The sequence below is a fragment of the Streptomyces roseolilacinus genome (assembly GCF_014649335.1).
Lineage (GTDB): Bacteria > Actinomycetota > Actinomycetes > Streptomycetales > Streptomycetaceae > Streptomyces > Streptomyces roseolilacinus.
In genome coordinates this window covers 208404-232006 of record NZ_BMSV01000005.1, presented here as the reverse complement: position 1 = coordinate 232006, position 23603 = coordinate 208404, and the positions used below count along the sequence as shown (strand labels likewise).

Annotated in this window: 20 protein-coding genes; 9 read left to right on the top strand and 11 right to left on the bottom strand. The window is 77.5% G+C overall.

What is annotated here, in order from left to right; translation table 11 throughout:
* Positions 1–39: 39 nt before the first annotated feature.
* On the bottom strand, positions 40–747 hold the full coding sequence (locus tag IE106_RS13840; protein WP_189533598.1) for an RNA polymerase sigma factor: 708 nt from the start codon (positions 745–747) through the stop codon (positions 40–42).
* A gap of 153 nt (positions 748–900) precedes the next feature.
* Here IE106_RS13840 and IE106_RS13835 point away from each other — a divergent pair, with 153 nt between their 5' ends.
* The 4 genes from IE106_RS13835 to IE106_RS13820 all read left to right on the top strand — a co-directional run bounded on the left by IE106_RS13835 (position 901) and on the right by IE106_RS13820 (position 5696).
* A complete protein-coding gene (locus tag IE106_RS13835; RefSeq protein WP_189533596.1) occupies positions 901–1929 on the top strand; it encodes a MerR family transcriptional regulator in 1029 nt (342 codons plus the stop codon).
* Positions 1930–2188: 259 nt separating this feature from the next.
* On the top strand, positions 2189–3409 hold the full coding sequence (locus tag IE106_RS13830; RefSeq protein ID WP_189533595.1) for an FAD-dependent oxidoreductase: 1221 nt from the start codon (positions 2189–2191) through the stop codon (positions 3407–3409).
* Positions 3406–4140, top strand: a complete 735-nt coding sequence (locus IE106_RS13825) for a methyltransferase (protein ID WP_189533593.1) — start codon at positions 3406–3408, stop codon at positions 4138–4140. The genes IE106_RS13830 and IE106_RS13825 overlap by 4 nt, the downstream gene beginning before the upstream one ends.
* Positions 4137–5696 (top strand): FAD-dependent oxidoreductase, encoded by a 1560-nt coding sequence (locus tag IE106_RS13820; protein WP_189533591.1) that lies wholly within the window; start codon positions 4137–4139, stop codon positions 5694–5696. Before IE106_RS13825 ends, IE106_RS13820 begins: the two co-directional genes overlap by 4 nt.
* Before the next feature lie 118 nt (positions 5697–5814).
* Here IE106_RS13820 and IE106_RS13815 read toward each other — a convergent pair whose 3' ends face one another.
* The 6 genes from IE106_RS13815 to IE106_RS13790 form a co-directional block, all read right to left on the bottom strand.
* The gene (locus tag IE106_RS13815) at positions 5815–6819 is read right to left on the bottom strand and encodes a Rieske (2Fe-2S) protein (RefSeq protein ID WP_189533589.1); all 1005 of its coding nucleotides are present in this window, start codon (positions 6817–6819) and stop codon (positions 5815–5817) included.
* On the bottom strand, positions 6816–7823 hold the full coding sequence (locus tag IE106_RS13810) for a phytoene/squalene synthase family protein (RefSeq protein WP_189533588.1): 1008 nt from the start codon (positions 7821–7823) through the stop codon (positions 6816–6818). Before IE106_RS13810 ends, IE106_RS13815 begins: the two co-directional genes overlap by 4 nt.
* Positions 7810–9360 (bottom strand): phytoene desaturase family protein, encoded by a 1551-nt coding sequence (gene crtI / locus IE106_RS13805; RefSeq protein ID WP_189533586.1) that lies wholly within the window; start codon positions 9358–9360, stop codon positions 7810–7812. Before crtI ends, IE106_RS13810 begins: the two co-directional genes overlap by 14 nt.
* Complete coding sequence (locus IE106_RS13800; RefSeq protein WP_189533584.1) at positions 9357–10508, bottom strand: polyprenyl synthetase family protein; 1152 nt, start codon at positions 10506–10508, stop codon at positions 9357–9359. The genes crtI and IE106_RS13800 overlap by 4 nt, the downstream gene beginning before the upstream one ends.
* Before the next feature lie 175 nt (positions 10509–10683).
* On the bottom strand, positions 10684–11574 hold the full coding sequence (locus IE106_RS13795; protein WP_189533582.1) for an SDR family oxidoreductase: 891 nt from the start codon (positions 11572–11574) through the stop codon (positions 10684–10686).
* A gap of 293 nt (positions 11575–11867) precedes the next feature.
* Entirely contained in the window at positions 11868–12431 is a 564-nt protein-coding gene (locus IE106_RS13790; protein WP_189533580.1) for a rhodanese-like domain-containing protein, read from the bottom strand.
* Positions 12432–12506: 75 nt separating this feature from the next.
* Here IE106_RS13790 and IE106_RS13785 point away from each other — a divergent pair, with 75 nt between their 5' ends.
* Positions 12507–12788, top strand: coding sequence for a metal-sensitive transcriptional regulator (locus IE106_RS13785; RefSeq protein WP_098750301.1), 282 nt, complete (start codon positions 12507–12509; stop codon positions 12786–12788).
* Between the two features lie 30 nt (positions 12789–12818).
* On the opposite strand, the gene IE106_RS13780 is transcribed toward IE106_RS13785, so the two are convergent.
* The 4 genes from IE106_RS13780 to IE106_RS13765 all read right to left on the bottom strand — a co-directional run bounded on the left by IE106_RS13780 (position 12819) and on the right by IE106_RS13765 (position 17708).
* Positions 12819–13571: a TSUP family transporter gene (locus IE106_RS13780; RefSeq protein WP_189533578.1), complete on the bottom strand. Its 753-nt coding sequence runs from the start codon at positions 13569–13571 to the stop codon at positions 12819–12821.
* Between the two features lie 270 nt (positions 13572–13841).
* Positions 13842–15218 carry an MBL fold metallo-hydrolase gene (locus tag IE106_RS13775; protein ID WP_189533576.1) on the bottom strand — a complete coding sequence of 459 codons (1377 nt, stop codon included), beginning with the start codon at positions 15216–15218 and terminating at the stop codon, positions 13842–13844.
* 337 nt (positions 15219–15555) lie between these two features.
* Positions 15556–16605 carry an NAD-dependent epimerase/dehydratase family protein gene (locus IE106_RS13770; RefSeq protein WP_189533574.1) on the bottom strand — a complete coding sequence of 350 codons (1050 nt, stop codon included), beginning with the start codon at positions 16603–16605 and terminating at the stop codon, positions 15556–15558.
* Positions 16602–17708, bottom strand: coding sequence for a GNAT family N-acetyltransferase (locus IE106_RS13765; RefSeq protein ID WP_189533572.1), 1107 nt, complete (start codon positions 17706–17708; stop codon positions 16602–16604). Before IE106_RS13765 ends, IE106_RS13770 begins: the two co-directional genes overlap by 4 nt.
* Positions 17709–18013: 305 nt before the next feature.
* Between IE106_RS13765 and IE106_RS13760 the strand changes: the two genes are divergently transcribed.
* From IE106_RS13760 to IE106_RS13745, 4 genes are read left to right on the top strand one after another with little or no spacing between them, the layout of a single operon-like run.
* Positions 18014–19819 (top strand): AMP-binding protein, encoded by a 1806-nt coding sequence (locus IE106_RS13760; protein ID WP_189533570.1) that lies wholly within the window; start codon positions 18014–18016, stop codon positions 19817–19819.
* Positions 19820–19866: 47 nt separating this feature from the next.
* Entirely contained in the window at positions 19867–20148 is a 282-nt protein-coding gene (locus tag IE106_RS13755) for an acyl carrier protein (protein WP_189533568.1), read from the top strand.
* A gap of 18 nt (positions 20149–20166) precedes the next feature.
* On the top strand, positions 20167–21378 hold the full coding sequence (locus IE106_RS13750; protein WP_189533566.1) for an aminotransferase class I/II-fold pyridoxal phosphate-dependent enzyme: 1212 nt from the start codon (positions 20167–20169) through the stop codon (positions 21376–21378).
* Complete coding sequence (locus IE106_RS13745) at positions 21375–23600, top strand: MMPL family transporter (RefSeq protein ID WP_189533564.1); 2226 nt, start codon at positions 21375–21377, stop codon at positions 23598–23600. The genes IE106_RS13750 and IE106_RS13745 overlap by 4 nt, the downstream gene beginning before the upstream one ends.
* The last annotated feature ends 3 nt before the right edge of the window (positions 23601–23603 follow it).

The following is a 23603-nucleotide window of genomic DNA, read 5'->3' as shown; positions in this document are numbered from 1 at the left end:
GTACGCAGTTTACCGTCCCGACTCGAACTGCTGTTCACTTTAAGGCACTTGGGGCGCGGACGGCGGGGCGGGCGGCGTCCGGTCCGACGCGCCGCCCGCGGGGCGGGGCGCCGTCGCGGGGTCCGGCCCGATCCGGCGGCGCAGGACCTGCAGACCCCTGCGGGCGTGGCTCTTGACGGTGCCCAGCGGCACCCCGGTCAGCCGTGCGATCTGGTTCTGGGTCAGGTCCCCGTAGTAGGCCATGCACAGCACCTGCCGCTGCCCCTGCGGCAGCCGCGCGAGCTCGTCGGCGAGGAGGACGCGGTCCAGCACCGCGTCCGGCGCCGCGTCCGGGGCCGCGTCCGGGGCCGCCTCGCGCACCGCGCCCCCGGCCGGGGAGGGGGCCGCACCCGAGGAGCGGGCCACGGCCTCGGCGAGCCGCAGGCGGCGGGTCCGCCCCTCCAGCGCGTCCACGATCTTGCGGCGGGTGATCCCGCTCAGCCAGGCGCCGAGCGGGCCGCGTTCCGGGCGGAACCCGGCCCGGCCGCGCCAGGCGGCGGCGAAGACCTGCTGGGTGACGTCCTCCGCCTCGCGGGCGCCCCCGAGCGAACGGGCGGCCATCGCGTGGACGAGCGGGCTCCACCGCCGGTAGACGGCCTCGAAGGCGTGTTCGTCGGAGGCGAGGAGGCCGCGCCCCAGCTCCGCCTCGTCCGGCCCCCCGTCGACGGGGGGCCGCGCCTGGTCCGCAAGGCCCGTGGTCGTACCCATGGTCTCGTTCCTCCTGCGTCGACGGCACGCGCGGGATCGAAGGCCGTGCGCCGGTGAGCGCCCCCGGCTCGCGTGCCGTGACCCCGCGCCCCAGTCTTGGACGCACTAACGACGCAATCAACATGCATCGGTTGTGCGTCGTAACCTGGTCGCGTGAGCGGTGAAGACGACACGGACGACCGGCGCGGCGGCGGCCTCACCACCGGCGAGGTGGCCAGGCGCCTGGGCGTCGCGCCGACCACGGTCCGCTCCTGGGACCGCCGTTACGGGCTGGGGCCCGACGCGCACACCGGCGGCAGGCACCGCCGGTGGACGCCCGCGGACGTGGCGCGGCTGGAGCGGATGTGCGCGCTGACGGCGACCGGCCTGTCGCCCGCCGAGGCGGCGCGGCTGGCCCGCCGGGGCCCGGCGTCGGCCCCGGCACCCGGCCCGCCGCCGGGGTCGGCCCCGCCGGACGGCCCGCCCGCCGCGCCGGACGGCGTGCCCGCCCCACCGCCGCGTGCGGCCCGTCCGCGCGACCGGGCCCGTACCGGCCTCCAGTTGGGCGCGGTCCGGCAGGAGTGCCGGGGGCTGGCCCGCGCCGCGCTGCGCCTGGACGCCGTCGCGCTGGAGGAGATCCTGGCGACCGCGATCGCCGACCACGGGCTGGTGACCGCGTGGACCGAGGTCGCCATGCCGGCGCTGCAGGCCGTCGGCCGCAAGTGGGAGAGCTCGGGCGAGAAGTACGTGGAGGTCGAGCACTTCCTGTCCTGGCACGTGTCCGGCGCCCTGCGGCGGTCCGCCCCGACGGTGCCGCCCGGCGCGCCGGGCGGCACCGTCGTGCTCGCCTGCGTGCCCGGCGAGTACCACACCCTGCCGCTGGAGGCGCTGGCCGCCGCTCTCGCCGAACGCGGCGTGCCCGTGCGGATGTTCGGCGCGGCCCTGCCCGTGGAGGCGCTCGTCGAGGCCGTGCGCAGGACCGGGCCGGCGGCCGTGGGACTGTGGGCCCAGTCCCGGACGACCGCGAGCCGTCCCCTCGCCCAGCACGTGGCCGCCATGGAGTGGGGGGTGCGCGGGGCGCGCAGGCGGCCCGCCGTGCTGACGCTCGGGCCCGGCTGGGCCGGACGGGCGGTGCCGGGGCTGTCGCGTCCCGGCAGCCTCGCGGAGGCGCTGACCGCCTTCGAGGCAGTCGTCACGCGGTGACCGGCCGCGCGGGACCGGCCGGGGATCGCCCGATGGGACTACGGCCGTGGCGGCGCCTGGCCCTGGCGTCCACGACGTGGTCCGCTGGTTCCCGCCCCTCCGCATCCGCGGGCGTGCGGGCGGCCGAAGTGCGTACGTCAGCGGGACCTCGGCAGGGAGTGGGCATGGACATCGACGGGACGCCCGTACCGGCCGCCGGCGTGGACGGCGCCGCCCCCGCCGCCCGGAAGGGCGCGCCGGCCGCCGAAGGGCACGCCCGGTGAGCGGCGGCCCGCACGGGACGGACGGGACGGGGACGGACGTCGTGATCGTGGGCGGCGGGGCCTCGGGGCTGAGCCTGGCGCACCACCTGACGCGGACCGGGCGCACCGCCGTGACCGTGGTGGAGGCGCCGGACGGCCCGCTGCGCCCCGCGGAACGCACCTGGTGCTACTGGGACGAGGGGCCGGGCGAGTTCGACGACGCGGTCGTCGCCTCCTGGTCCCGGCTGCGGATCCACGGCCCGGACGGCCGCGTGGTCGCCGCGGACCCGGCGCCACTGCGCTACCGGATGCTGCGCTCGGCGTCCTTCGAGTCGCTGGTGCACTCCCGCCTGGCCCGCCACCCGCGGGCCCGGGTCGTCCGCGCGACGGCGCACGACGTGCGCGACGGGGAGCACGGGGCCGAGGTCCGCTGCACCGCGCCCGACGGCCGCGGACTGACCCTGCGGGCCGGGTACGTCTTCGACTCCCGGCCGCCGCGCCGGCTGCCGCCCGCCCGCACCACGCTGCTGCAGCACTTCCGCGGCTGGTTCGTGCGCACCGCCGCCCCGTGCTTCGACCCGCGCGTCGCGGACCTGATGGACTTCCGCGTGCCGCAGCCGCGCCACGGCCTCGCGTTCGGGTACGTGCTGCCCCTCGCCCCCGACCGGGCGCTCGTCGAGTACACGGAGTTCTCCCGGGCCCCGCTCGGCACGGCCGCGTACGAGGCGGCGCTCCGCCACTACACCGGCGAGGTGCTGCGGCTCGGCGCCCTGTCCGTGGAGTCCGCCGAGCAGGGGGTCATCCCCATGACCGACGCGCGCTTCCCCCGCCGCGTCGGACGGGCCGTGTTCCGCATCGGCGCCGCGGGCGGCGCGACCCGGCCGGCGACCGGCTACACCTTCGCCGCCGTGCAGCGGCAGAGCCGGGCGGTGGCCCGTGCGCTGGGCGAGGGGGGCGAGGTCGTGCCGCCCCCGCACGGCCGGCGGGCGCTCGCCATGGACGCGGTGCTGCTCCGGGCGCTGGACACCGGACGGGTGAACGGACCGGACTTCTTCACCGGCCTCTTCCGCCGCGTCCCGACCGAACGCCTGCTGCGCTTCCTCGACGGGGCCACCTCCCCGTGGGAGGAGTTCGGCATCGGTCTGCGCACCCCCGTCGGCCCCATGCTCCGCACCGCCGCCGAAGTCCCCTTCCTGCGGCGCCGCGCCGCCACCCGACCCGGAGAGAACCCCCTATGACCCTTCTGCGGGACCACGACCTGACCACCGCCTTCGACCACGCCGCCCCCGCCTACGACCGCCTGACGGCGGCCAACCCCGGCTACCACGCCGACCTGCGGCGCTCCGCGCGGCGCCTGCGGCTCCCGGACGAGGGGGCGGGGCTCCACCTGCTGGACCTCGGGTGCGGCACCGGCGCCTCGACGCGGGCGCTGCTGGAGGCCGCCCCCCGCGCGCGCGTCACGGCCGTCGACGCGTCGGCCGGCATGCTGCGCCGCGCCCTCGCCAAACCCTGGCCGGCGAACGTGCGCTTCCGGCACCTGACCGCCGAGGAACTGGCCGCGGACCCCGCCGGGGGCCCGTACGACGCCGTGTTCGCCGCGTACCTCTTCCGCAACGTCACCGACCCCGACGCCGTCCTCGCCTCGGTGCGCGCCCTGCTGCGGCCCGGCGGCCGCCTGGCGGTGCACGAGTACAGCCTCAGCGGGTCCCCCCTCCACCGCGCGCTGTGGACCGCGGTCTGCCGGGCGGTGATCATCCCGGCGGGGACCCTCACCGGGGACCGGGACCTCTACCACCACCTGTGGCGCAGCGTGCTCGCCTTCGACTCCGCACCCGCCTTCGCGGCCCGGCTGGCGCGCGCGGGGTTCGGCGGCGTGCGCACGCTGCCGGTCGCCGGGTGGCAGACCGGGGTGGTGCACACGTTCCTCGCCGGGAGCGGCCACCGCGGCGGACGGGAGGGCGGCCGATGAGCGCGGCCCGGCGGCGTTCCGGCGCCGCCCGCCGGGGCCGGGACCGGCGGGCGGAGGTCGTCCTCCCCGCCCCCGGCCGGGAACGCCTCACCGGGGACCGGCCGAGCGCCGCCGTGGTCGGCGGCGGCATCGCCGGCCTCGCCGCGGCGACCGCACTCGCCGAACGCGGCGTGCGCGTCACCCTCTACGAGCGGGAGGAGACGCTCGGCGGCCGCGTCAGGGGATGGCGCACCCGCCTGGCGGACGGCTCGGAGGCGACCATGAGCCGCGGCTTCCACGCCTTCTTCCGCCAGTACTACAACCTGCGCGGGCTGCTCCGGCGGACGGACCCGGGACTGGACCGGCTCGTACCGCTGCCCGACTACCCGCTGCGGCACCGCCGCGGCCTGACCGACGGGTTCGCGCGGGTGCCCCGTACGCCCCCGTGGAGCGCGCTCGGGTTCGCCGCGCTCAGCCCGACCTTCGGCTGGCGGGACCTGGCCGGCATGGCCCCGCGCGCCGCGCTGCCGCTGTTCGACGTGCGCGTGCCCGAGGTGTACGAGCGGTTCGACGGGGTGAGCGCGACCGACTTCCTGGAGCGGATCCGGTTCCCCGAGGCCGCCCGCCACCTGGCGTTCGAGGTGTTCTCCCGCAGCTTCTTCGCCGACCCGCGCCACCTGTCGGCGGCCGAGCTGATGTTGATGTTCCACGTCTACTTCCTCGGGTCCTCCGAGGGCCTGCTGTTCGACGTGCCGGGCGAGCCCTACCCGCAGGCGCTGTGGGAGCCCCTGGGCGGGTACCTGGAGGGGCTCGGCGTCGACGTGCGCGCCGGGACGCCGGTGCGCGGCGTCCGCCCGGACGGCGACGACCTGGTGGTGGGGACGGACGGGGGATCCGACCGCCACCGGGCGGTGGTGCTCGCCCTGGACCCCGGCGGGCTGCGCGCCCTGGTGGCCGCCTCCCCCGGGCTCGGCGGCGCCGCGTGGCGCGACGACGTCGCGTCCCTGCGCGACGCGCCGCCGTTCCTCGTCTCGCGGCTGTGGCTGGACCGGCCGGTGCGCCGGGACCGGCCCGGGTTCCTCGGCACCAGCGGCTACGGCGGCCTGGACAACGTCAGCGTCCTGGAGCGCTGGGAGGGCGAGGCGGCGCGCTGGGCCGCGCGCACCGGCGGGTCGGTGGTCGAACTGCACGCGTACGCCGTCGACCCCGGCGCCGAGCCGAAGGAGGTGCAGGACCGGCTCGTCGACCGGCTGCACGAGGTCTACCCCGAGACGCGCGACGCGCGGGCCGTCGACGCGCGGCACGAGTGGCGGGCCGACTGCCCGATGTTCCCCGTCGGCACCCACCACCGGCGCCCGGCCGTCCGCACGGCGCATCCGCGGGTCGTGACGGCCGGCGACGCGGTCCGCTGCGACCTGCCGGTCGCCCTGATGGAACGCGCGGCGACGACGGGTTTCCTCGCCGCCAACGCGCTCCTGGCCGACTGGGGCGTGCGGGGCCAGGTCCTGTGGACCGTCCCCCGCGCGGGGCGGACCGCCGCGCTGCGGGCCCTCGCCGCGCTGGCGGGGGCGGACTGAGGGCGCGGCCCGTGCCGCGTACGCCGCCGCGGCCCGGGCCCCGTACCCGCCCCGTACCCGCCGCGGCGCGGGCCGCGCCCGGCGGTGTGCGGGTGCTCCCCGGCCGCGGCGGGTGCGGTCAGCCGGGGAAGCGGCCGCTGCCGCGCAGCTCCCAGCGCCGCTCCGCGTAGGCCAGGTCGTCGCGCCACAGCCGGCCGGCCGTCCGGCGCACCAGCGGGCGCAGCAGCGGGGCGGCGGCCCGCGCCAGCGCGAAGCCGCGCCGGTCGGAGGCGGCGACGACCGCCTCCACGACGGCGGTCCTCGGCCGGGCCGACGCCGGCGCGGTGAGCGGGGTGGCGTGCGTCTCCACCACCGAGCCCACCCCCTCCCCCTCGGTGATGCGCATGACGACCGTGCGCGGCCCGGGCGCGGTGAACTCGGCGCGCACCGGTACGACGAGGCGGCCCGCCACACGGAACGACACCTCCACCGCGAACGCGTCCCGCGCGTCCCCCCGCGGCGCGTCCACGACGCGCAGGTCGACGAACGAGTACGGGTGGAACCACGAACCGTGCCACGGGTCCAGCCGGTTGGCGACCACGTCCTCCGGTTCGCACCGGCCCACCGCCGTGAACACGGCGTCCACCGCGCCACCGGGCACCGGGCGCGGCGGGACCACGGGGCGCTCCAGCGGTTCCTCGCCGCCCGCCCCGTCCAGGCGCACCCACACCAGCACCCCGTCGTCGTGGACCGGGAAGGGCTCCCACCCGGCGAAGGGGCCGCCGTCCAGGGCCAGTCCGTGCCAGTGGCACAGCAGCGTCCCGCACACGACCCGGCTGTCGCGCAGCGGGGCGCCCAGGTGGGGGCAGGCTCCCGGGCCCGCCCGCAGCGCGCCGGTCCCCGTCCGCCACAGGACGACCTCCACCCCGGCCACCGTCCTGCCGTGCGGGCGTCCGCCCACGACGTCCCGCGAGGCGCCGACGACGAACCAGTTGCCCGACGGCCGCGCGGAGGCCCGCTTGAGCGCGTCGGCGATCAGGGCCGGCTTCGCCTCCCGCCACGTGGGCCGCTGCTCGTTCCAGCGCGGGCCCCGGCGGATCCGCAGCGGGGAGGTCCAGCCGGCCGTGCCCTCGGCTTCGTTCATCGGACGCACCGCTCCCGTTCCGTCGGTCCTCCGCTCACCGGCGCGGGCGCCACCGGGGGCGGCGGCGCCGTCCGGGCGCGTACCCGGGCGCCCAGGACGTGCACGAGCCCCACCGCGGCGGTGGCGGCCCGGTGCCGGCGCGGCACCACCGAACGGCGGTGCAGCACGGCGTAGTCGTCGGCGGCGATCGCGTCGAGGATGCCGCCGTACAGGACGCGGGCCGCGCGGATGCAGGGCCGCACGCGGGGGTCGAGCAGGGCGATGCCCGGCTCCGCCTCCCGGTACACGCCCCGCGTGAGGTGTTCCGCGGCGACCAGCGCGGCGCGGATCCGCCGGTCGCGGCGGCCGGTGCGGCGGCTCCACTCCAGCAGGGCGCGGTCCACGCCGTGGGCGGCGAGCAGGTCCGCGGGGAGGTAGACCCGGCCGCGGTCCAGGTCCTCCCCCACGTCCCGGAGGAAGTTGGTGAGCTGGAACGCCACGCCGAGGGCCGCCGCGTGCGGGGCCGCCTCCTCGCGGGGCACGACCGTGCCGAGCACCGGCAGCATCTGCAGCCCGATCACGGCCGCCGAGCCGTGCATGTACGCGCGCAGGTCCGCGTACGTCGGGTAGTCCGTGACGCTCAGGTCGCTGCGCATGGAGGCCAGGAAGTCGGCGAACAGCCGGTGGTCGATCGCGTACCGGTCGGCGGTGTCCGCCACCGCCCGCACCACGGGCTCGCCGCCCCCGGCGCCGCGCAGCCCGTTCGCCAGGTCGCCCTCCAGGGCCCGCAGCCGCCGGTCCCGTTCCACGGGGGTCAGCCTGCGGGTCAGGTCGTCGACGATGTCGTCCGCCCAGCGGGCGAAGCCGTAGAGCGCGTGCACGGCGGGGCGGCGCTCGACGGGCAGCAGCCGGGTGGCGAGGAAGTACGTCCTGCCGTGCCGGGCGTTGAGCTGCCGGCACCGCGTGTACGCGGCGCGCAGGCGGGGGTCGGTGATCCCCGCCGCGTCCAGTTCACGACGGGTCATCGGCGTTGCCTTTCCGGGAGGGCACGGCGGTGCGGGCGGACGGGCCGGACGCGGCGGGGGCGCCGGTGATCCGGGCGGCGGCGAGCTTGCCGCTGACGAGGACGGTGGGGACGCCCACGCCGGGGGTGGTCCCGCATCCGGCGAGGACGACGTTGTCCCAGCCGCGCACGAGGTTGCGCGGCCGGAACGGGCCCGTCTGCGCGAAGGTGTGGGACACGGAGAACGGGGTGCCCGCCGCATGGCCCTGCGCCGCCCAGTCCATCGGGGTGACGAGCAGCTCCCGGTCGACGGAGGCGGCGAACCCGTCGAGGCCCCGGCGTTCGAGCTCGGCCACCAGCCCGTCCCGGTAGCGGGGTCCCAGCTCGCGCCACGACGCGGACGCCGGGCCGGTCGTGGTGTTCGGGCAGGGGGCCAGGACGTAGTGGAGGTGACGTCCTTCGGGGGCGAGGGACGGGTCGTGCGTCGTGGGCCGGGTGATCAGCAGCGACGGGTCGCTCATCAGGCTGCCCCGGCGCGTCAGTTCGTCGAAGGTCTCCTCCCAGGCGGTGCCGAAGGAGAGCGTGTGGTGGGCGAGCTCCGGCCACGTGCGGTGGGTGCCGGCGTGGAGGACGACGGCGGACGGGGAGTGCCGCAGCCGTACCGGCCGCCGGGGTGCCCGCCCCAGTAGGCGGTGGGCGACGGGCAGGTCCGGGGTGAGCACGACCGCGTCGCAGGCGATCCGCTCGCCCGTCGAGAGGTGGACCGCGCGGACCCGGCCCGCTCCGCGCTCCAGCCGCGTCACCTCCGCCGACCAGCGCAGCCGCGCCCCCGCCTCGCCCGCCGCGTCCGCCATGGCCCGCGGGAGGGCGTGCATGCCGCCGCGCGGGAAGTACACGCCCGCCACGGTGTCCATGTAGGCGATGACGGCGTACGCGGCGAGGGCCCGGGCGGGGGCCACCCCCGCGTACAGGGACTGGAAGGAGAAGACGCGCCGGAGGCGGGGGTCGGACAGGAAGGCGCCGATGCGCGGGGCGAGCCGTCCGAAGCCGCCCAGCGCCGCGAGCCGTGCGAGGTCGGGGTGGAGCAGCTGGAACGGGGAGTCGAAGTTGGCGTCGATGAACCGGCCCATCTGCACCCGGTACAGGCGTTCCAGCCAGGTCCGGAGCCTGCGGTAGCCCTCGGCCTCGGCGGGCCCGGCGAACCGCCGCACCTCCTCCTCCATGGCGTCGGCGTCGGTGTGGACGTCGAGGGACGAGCCGTCCGCGAAGCGCGCCCGGTACGCCGGGTGCAGCGCCACCAGTTCCAGCCGCCGGTACAGGCTGTCGCCGACGGCGGCGAACGCCTCGTCGGCCAGTTCCGGCATGGTGAGCACGGTGGGGCCGGTGTCGACGCGGTAGCCGCCGAACTCCACCCGGCCCGCCCGGCCGCCCGGTCCGGCCTCCCGCTCGACGACGGTCACCCGCCGGCCGGCGCCGAGCAGGTGGAGGGCGGCGGCGAGGCCGGAGAGTCCCGCGCCGACCACGACGACGTGGTCGGTCGGTCCGGACACGGTCCTCACGCGTCCTCCCCGGTACGGCCCGGCGCGGTGCCGGCCGCGATCTCCACCGAGGCGGCGAACTCCTCCCGCAGGGCGCGGTCCGCGCCGGTCGCCGCGAAGTGGTGCACGCTCATGGCCGCCAGTTCCCCGATCTTCGCCTCGACGACGGCGCGCGCCCCCGTCCGTTCCATCGCGGCGCGCATCCGGGCGACCGCCTCGTCCGTGACGGTCGGCCCCTCGGGCCGCAGGGCCTCGACCGCCTCCTCGTCGCCGGACGCCTCCGCGAGTGAGGAGGCGACGGCGAAGAGGTAGGTGAGCCTGCGTCCGCGCAGGTCCTCGCCGGCCGGCTTGCCCGTCACCGCGGGCTCCCCGAAGGCGCCGAGCAGGTCGTCGCGGAGCTGGAAGGCCAGCCCCGCGCAGCGCCCGGCGGAGTGCAGCGCGTCCAGGACGGCCACGTCGGCGCCGGCCAGGACCGCCCCCAGGGCGAGGGGCCGTTCGACGGTGTAGAGCGCGCTCTTGAGCGCGGCGATGGTGACGGCCTCGTCCATGCCGGACGCGCCCGTCGCCTGGGCGTGGACGTCGCGGTACTGTCCCGCGACCATCTCGCCGCGCATGGCCCGCCACTCGGCCAGCAGCGGTGCCGCGTGGGGCGTGCCGAACGCCGTCTCGGCGAGCAGGTCGTCCGCCCACGCCAGGGCCAGGTCGCCGGCGAGGACGGCGGCGGCGGTCGAGAAGTGCTCCGGGGTTCCCCGCATGCGGTCCGTGACGTGCATGCGGGCGAAGTCGGCCTGCACGGACGGCGCCCCGCGGCGCATCGGCGACTCGTCCATGACGTCGTCGTGTATGAGGGCGCACGCCTGGACGAGTTCGAGGGCCGCGCCGACCCGCAGCGCGGTCCGCGGGTCGCCGGTCCCGCCGGCCGCGCGCCAGCCGCACCACACGAAGGCCGCGCGCAGGCGTTTCCCGCGGCGCCGGGTGAACGCGGCGACGCGTCCGGCGACGTCCCGGGCGTACACCCGGTCCACCTCCCGCGCCTCGCGCAGCCGGACGGCGAGGTGTTCGGTGAGCACCTCCTCGACGGCCACGACGGCCTCGCGCACCGTGCGCGGCGCGTCGTCCCGCCCGGTCAGGCCGTCGCCGCAGGCCGTGTGCGTCCGCGTACCGGGCATGCGCGCCCCCTTCGTTCCTGTTCCCTGTCACCCGTGCTTCCGTCCGGGGCTCCGGCACGGATGCGCTCATCCCTGCCCCGTACGGCGCCCCGTCGCGGGGCGGCTCACCGGTACGGCCCACAGGGGAGGCGTCCGGGCGGCCCACCGCGCCGCCGGGTCGGGCGGACGGGGCCGGTCAGGGCCCGGGGGGAGGCGGGGGCTGGGCGGCGGCGCGGCCGCCCTCGCCGAGGAACCCGGTGGCCTCGAACGGGTGCTCGGCCGCGAGGCGCGGCAGCTCCCTGCGGGAGAGCGCGGTTACCACGGCCGGCATGGCGGCCCGGACGAGCTGGGTCGTGCGGAGCCAGGAGGGAACGTAGACGGCGGGCCGGCGCCGTTCGACCGCCCGGACCAGCCGGGCGGCCACGTAGGGGGCGGGGTGGACCCTGCGGGCGGGCGGCGGCATGTGGCCGCGCAGCTCGCGCAGGACGGCGTGCTCGTCGACGCCGCGGATCATGTCGGTTTCGGTCCAGTTGATGTAGGCGATGCCCACGCCCACGCGGCGGTGCGCGACCTCGGCGCGCAGGGAGTGCGCGAACGACTCGACGCCGGCCTTGGACGCGCAGTACGCGCTCATCATCGGCGCGGCGCCGATGGACGCGAGGGAGGCGACCTGGAGGAAGTAGCCGTGGGTCTCGAAGAGGTCTGGGAGGTACGAGCGGGCCGTGGCGGCGCTGCCCACCAGGTTCACCTCGACGACCCGGCGCCACACGGCCGGGTCCGACTCCGCGAAGGGCCCGCCCTCCGCCACGCCGGCGTTGGCGACGACCACGGAGGGCGGGCCGAGCCGCTCCCTGACCTCGGCGGCGACCTGTGCCATGCGCGCGTCGTCGGTGACGTCGGCCTCCCAGCACGCGGATTGGGTCGGCAGCCGTTCCCGCACCCGGGCGAGGGTCTCCTCCTCGCGTCCCAGCAGGGCCACCCGGGCGCCCCGGTCGGCCAGCAGGAGGGCGATCGCCTCTCCCAGGCCCCGCGCCGCGCCGGTCACGACGGCGGTGCGCCCCCGCAGCGGACTCGCCTGTGCTGCCATGGCACGACCTCCTCCGGCGCCGGGTACCTCCTCCTGCCACGCTAGGCGCGGTCCGCCGGGGCGGCCCGCCGAGACCGCCTCCCGCTACTCCGTCCACCCGGCCGCGGGTCCCGGCGGGGCCGCGGCGGCCGTCGGCCGCGCCGCCGCTTCGGGCGGCGCGGTCCGCTCCCCCGCGCCGTGCCGCTCGCGGACGTCGTGGAGGGAGGCCGGCGGACGTCCGGGAGCAGGGCGGAGCACCGCCCCCACCGCCTCGGGACGGTGGGGGCGGTGCTCCGGGCCCCGGTGGGGCGGTGTCAGCCGGTCAGGGCGGCGAGGGTGGCGTCCAGGTCGGTGGCCGCGGGCCGGTTGTGGGGGAGCCTGGCGAGGATCCCGGCCATGCCGCAGGTGTCGGTGAGGGCGGAGAACACCAGGCCGCCGGCGACGCCCGCGGAGAGCAGGCGGGCCGCGCTCCAGCGCTGTCCGGCGACGAGGCCGGTCAGGACGAGGGAGCCGGCGGCGAGGCGGACCTGGCGGTCCATGGCCCAGGGGGTGCGCGTGCCGGCGGGGCGGTGGACGTCGTGGCCGAGCCGGATCCAGGCGGTGGTGCCGCCGGTGAGGGTGGCGGCGGTGACGCCGTTCTCGGCCAGGCGCCGGCAGGCGGTCTCGGAACGGGCTCCGGAGGCGCACACGACGAGGAGGTCGCCGCGGCCGGCGGCGGTCCTCAGGGCGGGCAGGGCCGTGCCGAGGTGGTCGAGGGGGACGTTGTGGGCGCCGGGCAGGTGGCCGGAGGCGTACTCGCCGGGGGTGCGGACGTCGACGACGGTCAGCTCGTGGAGGCGGGCGTGGACCTGGTCGGCGGTCAGGGCGGTGGGGGTCACGGGAACTTCCTTTGTCCGATGGGGGCCACCCCTTCGGTACCATACCCAAGGGGGTATCGCGAAGGAGTGTGGTCCGTGGAACTGGCGATGGCGGCCGAGGAACTGAAGACGGTGGTCAACCGGCTGCGCAGGGCGCAGGGCCAGATCGCCGGCGTGATCAAGATGATCGAGGAGGGGCGGGACTGCGAGGACGTGGTCACGCAGCTCGCGGCGGCGTCCCGGGCGCTGGACAAGGCGGGTTTCGCCATCATCGCCACCGGTCTGCAGCACTGTCTGACCGATGAGGACATGGCCGCCTCCGGCGACCGGGAGCAGATGCGCGCCCGCCTGGAGAAGCTGTTCCTCTCCCTGGCCTGAGCCGGGGCTCTCCGGTACGGGCCGCGCGGTTCAGGTGAGGGCGTCGACGAGCATGAGGGCGGCCACGGCCAGCAGCACGACCGCGAAGGCGCGTTGCAGGAGGGTCCCGGTGACCTTGGCGGCGAGCCTCCTGCCGTCCCAGGCGCCGAGGATCGCGGCCCCGGCGAAGGGGGCGACGACCGCCCAGTCGACGCCGGCCGCGGTGGTGCCGCGGGTGGCCAGCGAGGCGAGCGAGTTCGCCGAGACGACCACCAGGCCGGTGCCGACGGCGGCCCGCATCTCGAAACCCATCACGGTGACCAGGGCGGGAACGGCGAGGAAGCCCCCGCCGACCCCGAGCAGGCCGGTCAGCGCGCCCAGTCCCGCGCCGGCGCCGGCGGCCCGGGCGGGCCGTGCCTGCGGGGCCGCCGGGCCGGTGGCGGCCGGGGCGGGGCGCAGCATCGCGACGGCGGCGGACGCGGCGACGACGGCGAACGCGGCGGTCAGCACGGGTTGCGGCAGGCGGGACGCGGCGGCTCCGGCAGCGGCGGCGGGCAGGAGCCCGGCCGCGGCGAGGAGCGCCCCGGCCCTCCAGCGCACGCCGCCGGCGCGGGCGTGGGCGTACAGGGCGGTGAGCGAGGTCGCGGTGACGACGAGCAGGGCGGCGGTGGTGGCGGCGGCCGGGGTGAAGCCGAGCAGGTAGACCAGCGCGGGCACCGCCAGGACGCCGCCGCCCCCGCCGAGGGCGCCCAGGGCGAGCCCGACCACCGCCCCGGCGGCCAGGGCCGGGATGAGCGCGCTCACGCGGCGACACCGCCGCTGCCGCCCTCGCCGGTGACCGGCGGGCCCTCGGGGGCCCGGGCCGTCGTGCCGCCGGTGACCGGCGGGCCCGCATGCGCCCGGGCGGTCGTGCCGCCGGTGGCGGCGGCTTCCGGGCCCCGGGCGGCCGGTGGCCCGGTCCTGCCGTCGCCGGGCCGCCGGCGGACCTGTTCGGGGGTGGGGCGGCCGGGGCCGCGGCGAGGAGGCGGGAACATCGTCTGATCACTTCCGTGCGGGTGGTGCGGAGGGGGGTGTTCAGGCGGCGCCGTCGGGCCGGGCGGGGGTGAGTCCCGCCTCGGTGGCGGCGGCGAAGCCGTCGTCGACGGCGACCACGTCCCGGCCGGCGGCGTCCAGCAGGGAGGCGGCGATCGCCGCGCGCATCCCGCCGGCGCAGTGCACCCACACCGTCCCGTCCGGTACCTCGCCGACGCGGCCGTGCAGTTCGTGGAGCGGGATGTGGACCGAGCCGTCGACGAAGCCGTCCGCGCGCTCGGAGTCGCGCCGCACGTCCAGGACGACCACGTCGTCGCCGCGTCCGCGGGCGTCGGCGAGGTCGGCGAAGCGGGCGCGGGGGAAGGAGACGAGCCGCTCGCCCTCGCGGACCCAGGCGGCCGGGTCGCCGGTGGCGGCGGCGGCCGGGCGGTCGATGCCGACCCGGACCAGCTCCCGCTGCGCGTCGGCGACCTGCTCGGGCGTCCCGGCCAGCAGGGTGACGGGCTTGCCCCACGGGATCAGCCAGGCCAGGTGGGTGGCGAGCCTGCCCCCGCCCTCGAAGTTGAACGATCCGGCGACGTGGCCCTCGGCGAAGGCGGTACGGCTGCGCAGGTCCACCACCCACTCCCCCGCGGCCAGCCGGGAGGCGATCTCCCCGGCGTCCGCGCGCTTCGGCGGGGTGAGGTCGACCGGTGCGGGGCCCGCGGCGTTGACCGGGCCCATGTGGGCGTAGTACGCGGGCACGTCGTCCAGGTCCGCGAGCGTCCGCGCGACGAAGGTGTCCACGTCCAGGGTCAGCGCGTCGTTGGTCTTCCGCTCCCGGCCGATCGTGGTCGCGTCCCCCTCCGCCTGCGCCGAGGAGCAGAAGCTGCCGAAGCCGTGGGTGGGCAGCACCGGCACCTCGTCGTCGAGCTCGTCGGCGAGGCGGTGCGCGGAGGCGTGCTGGGCCCGGGCCAGCCGCTCGGTCAGCCGCGGCTCGACCAGGTCCGGCCGGCCCGTGGTGCCGATCAGCAGCGACCCGCCGGTGAACACCGCGACGCCCCGGCCGTCCTCCTCCAGGACGTAGGAGGTGTGGTGCGGGGTGTGCCCGGGGGTGGCGATCGCGCGCAGCACCAGGCCCCCGTCGACCACCACGGTGTCGCCGTCGGCGACGGGGGTGCGGGCGAACGACACGTGTGCCCCGGCCGGCACCAGGTACCGGGCGCCGGTGACGCGCGCCAGCTCCAGACCGCCGGAGACGTAGTCGTTGTGCACGTGGGTCTCGGCCACGAAGGCGATGCGCACCCCGCGCCCGGCCGCCGCGGCGATGACCCGGTCGATGTCGCGCGGAGGGTCGACGACGACCGCGGCGCCGGGTCCGCCGGCCAGGTGGCTGCGGTTTCCCAGGCCTTCGGATTCCAGGGTGTCGACGAAGAACACGGCGGTGACTCCTTTCGGGCGGTGTACCCCGGGGGGTATCTGTCCCCCACCCTAACAGCAATACCCGGGGGGGTATTCCGAGGGTGCAGGTACCCGCTCCGGAGGCACCGGCCCGCTCCGCGCGGGCACCGGCGCCGGGAGGGGGGCCGGGCGACCGGCGGCCCGCCGGCGGCCGGTCCGGGGCGATTCGGAACCGGCTCAGGGCAGCCCGGACCGGCCCGGGACGCTCAGGGGCGGCTCAAGACGGCTCGGGGCGGCTCGGGCCGCGCGGGCACTCGCCGGCACGGCGGTGGTGCGGCGGCGGCACGGCGGTGGTGGTGCGGCGGCGGTGCGGCCGTCACCGGGTGGGGCGCGCCAGGTACCGGGCGACGCCCACGTCGAACGGGAGGGGCGGGGGAAGTTCCAGGGCCTGCCTGCCGTACTCGCCCGAGCACGTCCACACGGGGTGCCGCATCTCCCGCACCTTGTCCCTGGTCAGGGCCGGCAGGCGGCCCGACGGCAGCGTCACGGCCTCCGCGAGGGCGGCGGCCGCGCGCGCGGCGGCGAGGGGGACGGTCACCACGGGCGGGCGTCCGCGCCCCAGGGCGGCCGCCACCGTCCGGCAGATGGCGTCCCAGGTGTGCTCCGCCCCGTCCGAGAGGTAGTGGACGCCCGAGACGGGGTCGGCCGGCCGGAGCGGTCGCCCGTGCGCGCAGGCCGCGGTGAGCGCGGCGCACAGGTCGTCGACGTGCAGCAGCGAGTACCGTCCCGGCGCGCGCCCGGCCTGGACGGCGACGCCGGCCCGGACCATCGCCAGCACGGCGGGCAGGAAGGCGGGGTCCCCCGGGCCGTAGACGATGGGCGGGCGCAGGACGACGGCGCGCAGCGCGTCCGACACCTCGCGCACGGCCTGCTCCCCGGCGAGTTTGCTGCGGCCGTAGTGGGAGACGGGCGCGGCGGGCTGGTCCTCGGTGCGGGGCCGGCCGTCGGGCGAGGGGCCCCCGGCCGCCAGGGAGGAGCACAGCACCAGGCGCGGCGGGTCGGGCAGGGACGCGAGGGTGCCGGCGAGCCGCCGGGTGCCGTCGGCGTTGGTCCGCCAGTAGCCGCGCGCGGTCCGGGAGGAGACGGTCCCGGCCAGGTGGATCACGCAGTCGGCCCCCTCCGCGGCCGCGCGCAGCCCCGCACCGGTGCCGAGGTCCCCCACGGCGACGGCCACCCTGGCCGCGGTGAGCGCGCGGGTGCGCGAGGTGCCGCGCACCAGGGCGGTCACCTGGTGCCCGGCCGCGCGCAGGTGGCGGACGAGGCGCCGCCCCACGAAGCCGGTGGCGCCCGTCAGCAGGATGCGGGACGCGGGACCGGGCGGGCGGTCCGGCGGCCCGGGCGGTCCGGGTTCCCGACGGGTGTTCACAGGGCGTACCGGTAGAGGCGGTAGCGCTTGTGGGGCCGGGCGCCCAGGCGCCGCAGTGTGAGGGTGGCGGCCTCGTTGTCCTCCAGGACCCAGGAGATCTCCGCCGTGCGGTACCCGAGCCGCGCCGCCGCCTGGGAGGTCCGCACGCTGAGCAGGAGGCCGAGTCCCAGGAACCGGTGCTCGGCGCGCACGCCCTGCGCCATGACCCTGATGGCGTCGAGGCGCCTGCGGGCCCGCAGGAAGCGGAACAGGCCCGTCGGGACGCCGCAGGTGTGCATGCGGCCGCGGGCGGCCGCCAGCGCGGGGGCGACGTCCGGCAGGGCGAGGCTGAAGGCGGCCGGCTCGCCCCCCACCTCGGCGACGAGGGCGAGGTCGGGGACGAGGAGGGGGCGCAGCCTGCGCGCCTGGGCGTCGAACTCGCGGTCGGTGAGGGGGACGAAGCCCCAGTTCCGTTCCCAGGCGGAGTTGTACAGGGACCGGATCCTGTCGCACTCCGCCGGGAAGTCGCGCAGGTCCAGCGGGCGTACGGTGACGTCGCCCCGCCGTCCGGCGAACTCCGCGACGCGGCGGATCCGCTCCTGCTCGTGCAGCGTGGTGGCGGTCTCCCAGGCCAGCAGGTCCTTCGCCTTGGCCAGGCCGCACGCCGCGAACAGCTCGGCGTAGTACGGCGGGTGGTAGGGCATGCCCACGGCGGGCGGGCGGTCGAAACCGTCCACGAGGAGCCCGCACGGGTCGTTGGTCGTGAAGTCGGCGGGTCCCGTGACCGACTCGGCGCCGCGGGCGCGCAGCCAGCCGCCCGCGGCGTCGAACAGGGCCCGGGCCGCTTCGACGTCGGGCGCGCAGGCGAACAGGCCGAAGGAGCCCTCCTTCGCCCCGGCGGCGTCCCGGCGGCGGGGGTCGTCGACCGCCGCGACACGCCCGACGACGCGTCGGCCGCGGCGGGCGACGAGGAGCCGGACCTCCCCGTGGTCGAAGAACGGGTTCGCCTCCCGCCGTACGAGCCACCGCTGCTCACCGCGCAACGGGGGGACCCAGTGGGGCTCGTGGCGGTGGAGCCGGTAGGGGAGCTCCAGGAACCGCCGCCGCTCGGAACGGGTGCGCACCCGGTGCACGGTGACGCCGCTCTCCCCCCGGGCGGGGACGCCGCTCACCGGCGCCCGCCGGGCGGGGACGGCTCGCCCGCCGGTGCCGCGCGGCCGGGCGCGTCGCCGCCGGGGTCGCGGGAGGGCCGTACGGGCCTTCGGAAGCGGTGGAGACTCACCGTCACGTCCTTGATGACATATGAGACATATGGGAAATCTGATACCTAATGTAATGGACAGCAGCTTTGTGTAGCCGTAAGGAAGGGCCGGCGGGCACGGTGCCGGTCCCGCCGGAAGGCCCTTCCACCACCCGAGGAGATCGTCCGTTGGTCCAGGACCGTGGTACTCCCGCCGCCGACGCCCCTCCCTTCGCGACGCTCGTGGAAGCGGTCCGTGCGCACGCCGAGCGGGGGGTGGCGCAGACCGTGGGCGCGGCCGGCGACGACGAGCCCGACTACCCGGCGTTCTGGCGGAGGGCCGCGTGGGGCGCGGCCCGGCTGCGGGAGCACGGGGTGCGGCGCGGGGACCGGGTGGCCGTCGAGATGGACAGCTCCACCGCGGTGCTGGTGGCCGCGATGGCGGTGTGGTCGTGCGGCGCCGTGCTCGTCCCGGTCCTGGCGGCGGGCCGGCTGGCGCCCGAGACCCAGGACGGGCGCCGGGCGCTGGCCGCGATGCGGGCGGCCCGGGCCGGCTGGTGCCTGGCGGGCGCCGACCCGGACGCCTTCGCGGCCGCGGCGGCCGGAGCCGGCCTGCGGGTGACCGTACTGGCCGTGGAGGAGGTCGCCGCGCCCGGCGACCCCGCCCGCACCCCGCCCCACCCCCCGGCCTGCGGTCCGGACGACGCCGCGCTGGTCCAGTTCAGTTCCGGCAGCCTCGCCGCCCCCAAGGGTATCGTGCTCACCCACCGCAACCTGGCCGCCAACCTCCACGCCCTCACCCGCCGGGTCGAGCTGGTGGGCGGGCGCACCGCCATCTGGCTGCCGCTCTCCCACGACATGGGCCTGATCGGAAGCTACGCGGGCTCGCTCTACGGCGGTTCGGCCTTCCGCGCGCTGCCGCCCCGTACGTTCGTCCGCGACCCGCTGCGGTGGATCGAGGAACTGGCCGACTTCCGCGCGACCCACACCGGCGGGCCGCCCTTCGGCTACGAGATGGCCGTGCGCCGGGCCCGGCACGCCGGATCCCGTCTGGCCGGCCTCGACCTCTCCGCGCTGCGCGCCGGAGTCATCGGCGCCGAGCGCATCCCCCCGGAGCTGTGCGAACGCTTCGACGAGACCTTCGGCCCCCACGGCGCGCGCCGGCACGTCCTGCTGCCCGCGTACGGCCTGGCGGAGAACTGCGTGGCGGTCGCCTGCCGGGCGCCCCTGCGACCCGCCGGGCTGGCGGACTTCGACCCCACCGGCCTGGAACACGGGCTGCTCGTCCCGCTTCCGCCCCAGACGGTGCCCCGCGCCCGGCCGGCGGCCGACCGGGGCCCGGTCCGCCGGCTCATCGGGCACGGCGCCCCGCTCCCCGGTACGGACGTGCGGATCGTCTCCCCCGACGGCCTCCCCCTGCCCGAGGGACGCATCGGGGAGATCCGCATCGGGGGCGCGGCCGCCACCGCCCACACCCTGGACGCCGACGGGGAGACCAGGCCGGCCAGGGGGGAGGACGGGCTGGTGGGCACCGGCGACCTCGGCGCCCTCCTCGGGGGCGAGCTCTACGTCGTCGGCCGGTCCAAGGAGGTCGTGGCCCACGCCGGCCGGCTCGTCGCGGCGGTCGACATCGAGCAGACCGTCCTCGCGACCGCGCCCGACCTGCTCGCCGCCGCGGCCGCCGTCGCGGTGGACGCCGGCGACACCGCCGGCGACTCCCTCGTCGTCGTCCTCGAGTTGCACCGGCGCGCCTCCGGGGCGGAACAGGCCCGCCTCGCCGGCGACGTGCGCCTCGCCGTCCTGCGTGACTTCCGCCTGCCCGTGCGCGAGGTGCTCGTCGGGCGGCGCGGCAGCATGCCCCGCACCACCAGCGGCAAGGTCCGGCGACTGCGCCTGGCCTCCGACTACCTGGCCGGAGCGCTCCCCGCGGGCGTCACCCCGGCACCCGCCCCGGCGGGCGGGCCGGCCCCCGTGACGGGCCGCCGACCCGTGTGACCGGGACGACGCGCAGCAGCCCCGAAGAGCACCGAGACAGGAGAGCCGTGACCGACCACGCCACGCCCACCCTCAGCACCTGCCGCGACGACGTCAGGGAGATCGTCGCCACCCGCCTGGGGATCAGCGCCCAGGACCTGGACGAGGACACCACGCTGGAGCGCCTGGGGCTGGACTCCCTGCTGCTGGCCGAGACCGTCACCGCCGTCGAGGACCGCTACCGCGCGCCCGTGGACGTGCTCGCGCTGACGGACCACCTCTCGCCCATGACGCCGCTGTCCGCCGTCCTCGACGAACTCGCCCGCGCCGCCCACTCGTCCGGCAACTGACGTACGGAGGAAGCCGCCATGCACCTCGGCCCCGCGCTCACCAGCACGCTCGACCTCATCGACCGCTGGCGCAAGGAGGACACCTACCCCTTCTTCCCCGTCGTCTCCGAGGCGGCCGCCACCCGGGCCGTCATCCGGTCGGGCCGCCAGGACGCCGGTTCCCGGGCCGAGCAGCGGGTGACCGTCCTGGCGTCGGCGGACTACCTGGGCATCGGCCACCACCCCGACGTCCTGCGCGGCGCCACGGACGCGGTGCGCCGGTTCGGGACCAACACGTACGGCACCCAGGCCGTCGGCGGCTTCACCGTCCTGCACCACGCCCTGGAGGAGGCGGTCGCCGCCCACTTCGCCCGGCCCGCCGCCCTGCTCTTCCCCACCGGCATGCAGGCCAACCTCGGTGTCCTCGCCACCCTGGCCGGCCCGGGGGACACCGTCCTGAGCGACCAGTTCAGCCACGGCTCGATCGTGATGGGCGCCCGCCTGTCCGGAGCCGACACCCGCACCTTCCGGCACAACGACGCCGAGCACCTCGACCGCCTCCTCGCGGACGTCACCACCGGACGGCGCCTCGTCGTCGTCGACGGCCTCTACAGCGCCCACGGCGACCTGGCGCCCCTCGCCGACCTCGCCGAGGTCGCCGAGCGGCACGACGCCCTCCTCGTCGTCGACGAGGCCCACAGCGGCGGCGCCCTCGGGGAGAACGGGCGGGGGGCCGCCGAACTCCTGGCCGTCGAGGACCGCGTGCACGTCGTCACCGGCACCTTCAGCAAGGCGTTCGCCTCCACCGGCGGATTCGTCTGCGCCGGTGAGCGCGTCATCGACGCCCTGCGCCACAGCGCCGGCGCCTACCTCCTGTCCCTCGGGCTCCCGCCCGCCACCGTGGGCGCCGCCCTCGCGGCCGTCGGGGTCGTACGGCGGGAGGGCGCCGACCGGCGCGCGGCGCTGGCCCGCAACGCCCGGACCCTGCGCTCCCTGCTCCACCGGGCCCACGTGGACACCGCCGACTCCGCCGCCCACGTCGTGGTGGTGCCCACCGGCCTCGTCGACCGCACCGCCCGCATCGCCCGCGCCCTGGCCCGGCAGGGCCTGCTGGTGACGCCGCTCCTCCCGCCCGCCGTCCCGATCGGCGCGGCCCGCCTGCGCCTGGGCGTCACGGCCGGCCACACCGACGAGGACCTGGCCCTCGCCGCCCGGCTCGTGGCCGCCGCGTTGGCCCACGACCCACGGTGACCGTCCCCCGCCGTGCCTCACCGGCCACGACGGAAACCCGGCCCGGGCGCCGCGCCCGCGCCGTCGTCCTGATCGCCGTCCTGCTGACCTGCCTCGCCGCGCTCGGCGCCCGCGGGACCGCCGACCGGCTCTCCCAGGGCGGCTGGACGCCCGCGACGGCCGAGTCCCTGCGCGCCGACTCGCTCCTGGCCTCCGGGTTCGAGGCCGGCGCCCCCCACCTCGTCCTGCTGGCCGAGACCTCCGGATCCGTCGACGCGGCGGCCGCGAGCCGGGCGGGGCTCGCCCTGACCACCCGGATCGCCGCCGCCCCCCACACCGCGTGGATCCGCTCCTACTGGACCGGCCGCAACCCGGCGCTGCGGTCCGGTGACGGGCACAGCGCGATCGTGCTGGTCCGCTTCCACGGGGACGAGCAGGCCGTCCGCGCGGCCAGCAGGGCGACGGTCGCCCACCACGCGGGGCGCGCGGGGCCCCTGACGATCGCCGCCTCCGGCCAGGCCCCCGTGCTGTCCGAGACCGAACGGCTGAGCGCCAGGGGCCTGCTCCTCGCCGAGGTCGTCGCCGCGCCGCTGGTCCTGCTCGTCCTCCTCTGGGTCTTCGGCAGCCTCCTCGCCGCCCTCCTGCCGCTGCTCGTGGGGGCCTTCGCGGTCCTGGCCACCACCGCGGTCATCCACCGGCTCGCCGGTACGACGACCGTCTCGGTCTTCGCGCTCAGCATCACCACGGCGCTCGGCTTCGCCCTCGCGGTCGACTACAGCCTGCTCCTCGTCAGCCGCTTCCGGGAGGAGCACACCGCCGGCGCGCCGGTCGAGCGGGCCGTCCGCCGGACCCTGCGCACCGCCGGACGGGCCGTGGCCTTCTCCTCGGCCACCATCGCCGTCTCCCTGTGCGCCCTGCTGCTCTTCCCCCTGCCGCTGCTGCGTTCCATCGCGTACGGCGGCATCGCGGTGGTCCTGCTGTCCGCCGCCGGCTCCCTCGTCCTCCTGCCCGCCCTGCTCGTCCTCCTCGGACGGCACCTCGACCGCTGCGACCCCTTCGCCCGCCTGCGCCGTCCCGCCAGGCCCGTCTCCAGCGGCGCCTGGTACCGGCTCGCCCTCGCGGTCATGCGGCGCCCCACCGCGGTCGCCCTCGGCGTGCTCGCCCTGCTCGCCCTGCTCGCCTACCCGGCCACCCAGGTGCGCCTGGGCATGTACGACGACCGGATCCTGCCGCCCTCCTCACCCGTCGCCCAGGCGTCCCAGCGCCTGCGCGCCCGGTTCGCCACCGCCGCGCTCGACGACGCGACCGTCGTCCTGCCCGGCCTGCGCGTCACCGACCACGCCACCCGGCTGCACCCCTACGCCGCCGGCCTGTCCCGGATCCCGGGCGTACGCCAGGTGGACACCGCCACCGGCAGCTACCGGCACGGCCGGCACACGGCGCAGCCGGGACCGCAGGCGGCGCGCTTCACCTCCCCGGCCGGGACCTGGATCTCGCTGGCCTTCCACACCACGACCCCCTTCTCCCCGGAGGGGAGCCGCATCGCCCGGCAGGTCAGGGCGCAGCCCCCGCCCCATGCCGGGCCGGTGCTCGTCGGCGGGCCCGGCGCCCAACTGGCCGACACCACGCGGACGCTCACCGAACGCCTGCCGGCGGCCGTCGCGACGACCGTCGTCCTCACGTTCCTGCTGCTGGTGGCGTACACGCGCAGCGTCCTCATCCCCCTCAAGGCCCTCGTGCTCAACACGCTCACCCTCGCGGCGACGGCGGGCGTCCTCGTCGCGGTCTTCCAGCAGGGCGTGGGGGGCTTCGGCGGCGCGGCCACCGGCGGGGTGACCGACATCGTCGTCCCCAGCCTGATGTTCTGCGTCGCCTTCGGCCTCTCCATGGACTACGAGGTGTTCCTGCTCTCGCGCATCATCGAGGAGCACCGGAGCGGCCACCCGACGTCCACGGCCGTCGCCGTCGGGCTCCAGCACACCGGGCGGCTATTCACCTCGGCCGCCCTCGTCTTCGCCACCGTCATGGCCTGCCTGACCCTCTCCGACCTCGTCCTGCTCAAGCTGGTCGGGACGGGCCTGGCCGTGGCCGTCGTCCTCGACTGCACCCTGGTCCGGGCCCTCCTCGTCCCCGCCGCCATGCGGCTGGCCGGCCGCGCCAACTGGTGGACGCCGCGCGTCCGGCGCGGGCCGCGCCCGGGGGAGGTCCCCGCCCAGGCCGCCCCGTCCGGCACCTCCGCATAGGGG

Bases quoted from the DNA above. Each gene is read 5' to 3' on its own strand.
- IE106_RS13840 (WP_189533598.1), bottom strand. From the start codon at position 747: ATGGGTACGACCACGGGCCTTGCGGACCAGGCGCGGCCCCCCGTCGAC.
- IE106_RS13825 (WP_189533593.1), top strand. From the start codon at position 3,406: ATGACCCTTCTGCGGGACCACGACCTGACCACCGCCTTCGACCACGCC.
- IE106_RS13820 (WP_189533591.1), top strand. From the start codon at position 4,137: ATGAGCGCGGCCCGGCGGCGTTCCGGCGCCGCCCGCCGGGGCCGGGAC.
- IE106_RS13815 (WP_189533589.1), bottom strand. From the start codon at position 6,819: ATGAACGAAGCCGAGGGCACGGCCGGCTGGACCTCCCCGCTGCGGATC.
- IE106_RS13810 (WP_189533588.1), bottom strand. From the start codon at position 7,823: ATGACCCGTCGTGAACTGGACGCGGCGGGGATCACCGACCCCCGCCTG.
- IE106_RS13800 (WP_189533584.1), bottom strand. From the start codon at position 10,508: ATGCCCGGTACGCGGACGCACACGGCCTGCGGCGACGGCCTGACCGGG.
- IE106_RS13795 (WP_189533582.1), bottom strand. From the start codon at position 11,574: ATGGCAGCACAGGCGAGTCCGCTGCGGGGGCGCACCGCCGTCGTGACC.
- IE106_RS13750 (WP_189533566.1), top strand. From the start codon at position 20,167: ATGCACCTCGGCCCCGCGCTCACCAGCACGCTCGACCTCATCGACCGC.